Genomic DNA, 5511 nt, shown 5'->3' on the forward strand with positions numbered 1-5511 from the left:
CGCTGATCACTGGCACGTCGTTATGCAAGGTGACAGTCGGCTGGCCGGTGCCATTGGAGCTAAGCCCCTCAGGGTCGGTAACCGTCAGATCAATCTTCGGCAGTTGATTGCCGGCGTTAACGAAGTCGGCGCCCTTCTGGGTCAGCACAATGTTGTTACCCGACACGCTGTAGTAGCCGTCCGAGTTGCTGTTGCCGGTGAAGGTGATCGTGAGACCCGCGCGCGGCGTTTCTTCGTCGGTGGCCGTGAAGGTACCGGCGACGGTGCCTGCTTTAGCGGCGTTCTCATCGATGGTGACTGGTGCAACGCTGATCACTGGCACGTCGTTATGCAAGGTGACAGTAGGCTGGCCAGTGCCATTGGAGCTGAGCCCCTCTGGATCGGTAACCGTCAGATCAATCTTCGGCAGTTGATTGCCGGCGTTAACGAAGTCAGCACCCTTCTGGGTCAGTACAACGTTATTGCCAGACAGGCTGTAGTAACCGTCTACGTTGCTGTTGCCGGTGAAGGAAACCGTCAAACCTTCGCGCGGCGTTTCCTCATCAGTCGCAGTGAAGCGGCCAGCGACGGTGCCCGCAGTAGCAGAGTTCTCATCAATGGTGACTGGCGCAACGCTGATCACTGGCACGTCGTTGTGCAGAGTGACCGTCGGCTGACCAGTGCCATTGGAGCTAAGCCCCTCTGGATCGGTAACCGTCAGATCAATCTTCGGCAGTTGATTGCCAGCGTTAACAAAGTCAGCGCCCTTCTGGGTCAACACAACGTTATTGCCGGACAGGCTGTAGTACCCGTCAACGTTGCTGTTGCCGGTGAAGGAAACAGTCAAACCTTCGCGCGGCGTTTCCTCATCAGTCGCAGTGAAGCGGCCAGCGACGGTGCCCGCTGTAGCGGAGTTCTCATCAATAGTGACTGGCGCAACGCTGATCAGAGGCACGTCGTTTACCAACGTCACGTCCGGCGTGGCGGTATCGTGCGAGCTGCCTTTATCGGCATCCGTCACGGTCAAATCAATCGCAGGCAGCTTATTACCCGCGTTGACGAAGTTTGCACCCGCCAGGGTCAACACCACGGCATTGCCAACGATGGTGTAGTAGCCATTTTTGTTGCTGTCGCCGGTGAAGCTGACTTTCAGCTCGGCAACCGGTGTCTCGACGTCGCCGACGGTAAAGTGACCGGCAACGGTGCCTTCAGCCACGGCACCTTCCTTTAGCGGGTTCGCCACGACATCTATGACGGGCAAATCGTTGACCGCAATCACATTGATCGGCAGCGTGATCGACTTGGAAACCGCAGCAGCATCGCCATCCTGCGCAGTGGCGGTCACCGTGAGGTTCACCAGGCCATTGGCGTTTTGCGCCGGGGTGAAGACCAGAGTGGCCTTGTCCCACAGGCTGATGTCGACACTGTGAACGTCAGCGCTGGCGGTGAACGTATGGCCCGTTTTGCCATCGGTGATGGTCGCGCCTTCCGGAATACCGCTGATTTCCAGCTTGAGCGTCTCGGAGCCGTCCTTGTCGGTGGCGTAAGCGTCGATGGCCGACAACTTGATCGCGTGGTCTTCCAGGCCGGTGTTCAGCACCTGGGTGACGCTGATGTTGTCCAGCACGCCGCCGAGGGAGTTGTTGGTCTCGCCGGCCGGGGCCTTGAATTCGAGCTTGGCATCACCGTCAGCGGTGACCGGCACCACGAAGGTGTAGGTCTTCATGCCAACGACGGTGGTGTCCAAGGTGCCGACTTTGACGCCGCCCCAGAACACATCGATGACCGAATTGGTCTCGGCACCGGCGCGCGGGGAGTAGTCGACCGAGATGCTGTACGCCGTGCCGCTTTCGGCCTTGATGATGGTGTACAGGCTGGCGTCGTCGCCGGCATTTTTCTCGAGTTCGATGACCTGGCTGTTGCCTGGGGTCTCTACGCCATAAATGCTGCTCTGGCCGATTTCGACTTGGCCGTCGCTATTACCGGTCAACCATTGGGTGGCTGGAGGGGTGCCGTTGCCGGCGGCGTTGTTGGCATCGCCGACTGCGACGGTGCCCCACGAACCGTTGAGGTGCGCGCTGTCGAAGTTGATCGAGGTGACGGTGCCGCCACCGAGCAGGTTCAGGTACGGCGCGTCGGTGACCGGAGCGATCGTCACTGGGGCAGTGGTTTCAGCGCTGGCTTTACCGCCGTTGTCGACCGCCGTGAAGGTGACCGACGTTGTGCCACTCCAGTCAGCAGTCGGGGAGAAGTAGACCGCCGCCTTGCCATCGGCACCCGCAGGTACCGAATCGCCGACTTTGAGTTCGGTTGTCAGGCTGGCGTCACTGTACAGCTTGCCGTTATCCGGCAACGTCTTGATGACGAAGTTGGCGACGGAGCCGTCCACATCGGCGCCGCTCAGGACGATCTTGGCCGCATGGTCCTCGTCAGCGCCTGCAGAGGCAGCCGATGCCGTCGGGGCGTCGTTGAACAGTTCGACGGCGACCTTGCCAGTGGCGCTGGCGGTTTCCGGCGGCTCACGGTCGAGGTTACCGCCACCGTTATCGGTGACGTCGATGGTGACAGTGCGATCAGTGCCGACCGGATTGTTGCCCGGGGCCTGGAAGGTGATCGCTTCGACCAGCTTGATGAAGTCGGCGGCGCTGCTACCGGCTGACGAGTTGCTGGTCAGGGTGTAGATGATTTTTCCATCGGCGGCGCTGCCGCTTTCGGTGATGGTGATACCGGCAACGGCGAGCGCCTTGAGCACGTCGGCATTGCTGAGCAGGTCACCGGACACCAGGTGATCAACCGTGACCACCACTTTGCTGAAGGTTTTGTTGTCGACGTCGGTGATGTTCAGGTTTTCGACCAGGGCCACCGCCGCTTTTTGCTCGACAAACGTGGTGCTGTCAAAACTGACCACAGGTTTATCGTTGACCGGAACCACGTAGATCACGGAGGTCACCGGAGCCGAGTCCGAATGGCCGTCGTTCACGGTGATGGTCAGGTTGCGATTGGCCGGGCTCGGGTCTTCGCTTTCGCTGGCGAAGTGCACAGAACGCAGGACTTCCTGGTATTCAGCCTTCGTGGCTTCGCCGGACAGAGTCAGTACGCCAGTGCCCTTGTCATAGTTGACGGTGATTTTGGTGTTGCTGACGTCTGCGATCAGTACGTCGTCGGTCAAGTGGTTGACCAGCGTGACTTTGGCACTCTTCAGGGTGTCGCTGTCGACATCGGTGATGGTCAGGTTCGCCGCTACGTAGCCGCCAGGCTTGCCTTCGATGTAGGTGTCGCCAAATGCGTTGGTCGAACCGTTACCCAGCACCGGGGCGTCGTCGACCGCCGTGACCACGATGCTGATTTTGCCGGTCGTGACTTCTTCAACGTTGGTGCTCAACTCTTTGGCCGTCGCCTTCACGGTCAGGTCGAAACTGGCCGTCGAATCCTTGAACGGTGTAACGGTCAGGGTGCTCAGGTTCCAGGTGCTCACGTCGTACAGCGTGTTCGCGCCGGTCGAGACGATGCTATGACCGGTGGTGCCGTCGGTGAGCACGGCGCCTTCCGGCAAGCCGCTGATTTCAACCTTATGGGATTCCGAGCCATCGTTGTCGACAAACGTGGCAGTAATCGGCGCGATCTTGATCGCGGTGTCTTCCAGGCCGTGGTTGTAGACGTTGCCGGTGTAATAGCCTTCGCCATTCACCACATGGCTGTCACCGAGCACCATGCCGGCCGCTTCCAACGCTGCTGCACTGGTGTAGGTCTGCACACCGCTGCTGCCCAGCGACACCGACGGGCCGTTGTTGATCGACACGTTGACGTCGTAGTTGCCCGGGCCGTTCTGGTTGTAGTGGTAGATGTCGAGGGTGTAATACCCCGACTCGGTCGGCGTATAGGACGACCCGCCAATCCCGTTGCCCTGGCTCCAGGTCTCGGAAGCGACCAGCTTCCCGCCTACGGTGATTGCCAGGCTGTCGTCGGCAGTACCGGTGAAGGTGTAGCTCTGGCCGGCTTCCAGGTAAACCAGGCCCGACACTTTGGTCGCGGTGCCTTCGGCCACATTCCCGTTGCTCACATTGCTGGTCACGCCTGTGGAGGCTGCGCTATCAGCGGTTTGGGCGTTGATCACCTTAATCAGGGTGCTGGACTCGGTGACGCCTTGGCCATTGGTGCCCAAGGCACCTGGCAGGTTGCTGCCGGTCCAGGTTTGAATGGTCAAACCGGTTGGCACTTGGCCGATGACCAGGATCGGCACATCCGTCACCGGGTGGATATCCACGGTGATGGTTTTGGTCTCGCTGTAGGAGTTGCCGTCAGTCGCCTGGAACTTCAGCTCGGTGTAATCACCTTGCTTGTTACCCACGCCGGTGCCGCCGAAGCTGTTGTCGCCCGACTCATTGGCCGCCGGGCTGTAACGCACGTCGTGGTTATCGAAATCAGCCTGGGTGAAGGCCTTGCCCGGCGAGGTGTCGGTTTTCAGATCGGCCGTGGTGAGCTTGACCCACTCGCCGTTGACTTTGTATTCGATGGAACCGGCAGGCAGGCTGGTGAACACCACCGCAGGGCTCGTGGAATCTTCATCGTGTACGCCAAAAGTCCCCCAGGTCAGTTCGATTGGGGTGTCTTCATTGCTCTCGATATGGTTATCGGCGGCGGTTGGGGTGTCGTCGACCAGGATGACGGTCGGCTGGCCGGTGCCATTGGAGCTGAGCCCCTCAGGATCGGTAACGGTCAGGTCGATCTTCGGCAGTTGATTGCCGGCGTTAACGAAGTCGGCGCCTTTCTGGGTCAGTACGACGTTGTTACCAGACAGGCTGTAGTAGCCATCCACGTTGCTGTTGCCAGTGAAGGAAACAGTCAGACCTTCGCGTGGGGTTTCTTCGTCAGTCGCGGTGAAACGACCAGCGACGGTACCCGCAGTAGCGGAGTTTTCATCGATAGTTTCTGGCGCGACGCTGATCACTGGCACGTCGTTGTGCAGAGTAACGGTCGGCTGGCCGGTGCCGTTGGAGTTGAGCCCCTCAGGATCGGTAACGGTCAGGTCGATCTTCGGCAGTTGATTGCCGGCGTTGACGAAATCCGCGCCTTTTTGAGTCAGTACGACGTTGTTATCAACGATGGCGTAGTAGCCGTTTGTGTTGCTGTTGCCCGTGAAGGAGACAGTCAGGCCTTCGCGAGGGGTTTCTTCATCGGTCGCAGTGAAGCGGCCAGCAACGGTGCCCGCTGTGGCGGAGTTCTCATCGATGGTTTCCGGGGCGACGGAGATCACCGGCACATCGTTATGCAGCGTAACGGTCGGCTGACCGGTGCCATTGGAGCTAAGCCCCTCAGGGTCGGTAACCGTCAGATCAATCTTCGGCAATTGATTGCCGGCGTTAACGAAGTCGGCGCCCTTCTGGGTCAGTACAACGTTATTGCCAGACAGGCTGTAGTAGCCATCCACGTTGCTGTTGCCGGTGAAGGAAACAGTCAAACCTTCGCGTGGGGTTTCTTCGTCGGTCGCAGTAAAGCGGCCGGCGACGGTGCCCGCTGTCGCAGAGTTTTCAT

At 59.6% G+C, this 5511-nt stretch carries 1 pseudogene; it reads right to left on the minus strand.

What is annotated here, in order from left to right:
* Window positions 1-5511, minus strand: a pseudogene (locus J1G35_RS30355) (cadherin-like domain-containing protein); the annotation flags it as partial.

The sequence above is a fragment of the Pseudomonas sp. SH10-3B genome (assembly GCF_019891415.1).
Classification (GTDB): Bacteria; Pseudomonadota; Gammaproteobacteria; order Pseudomonadales; family Pseudomonadaceae; genus Aquipseudomonas.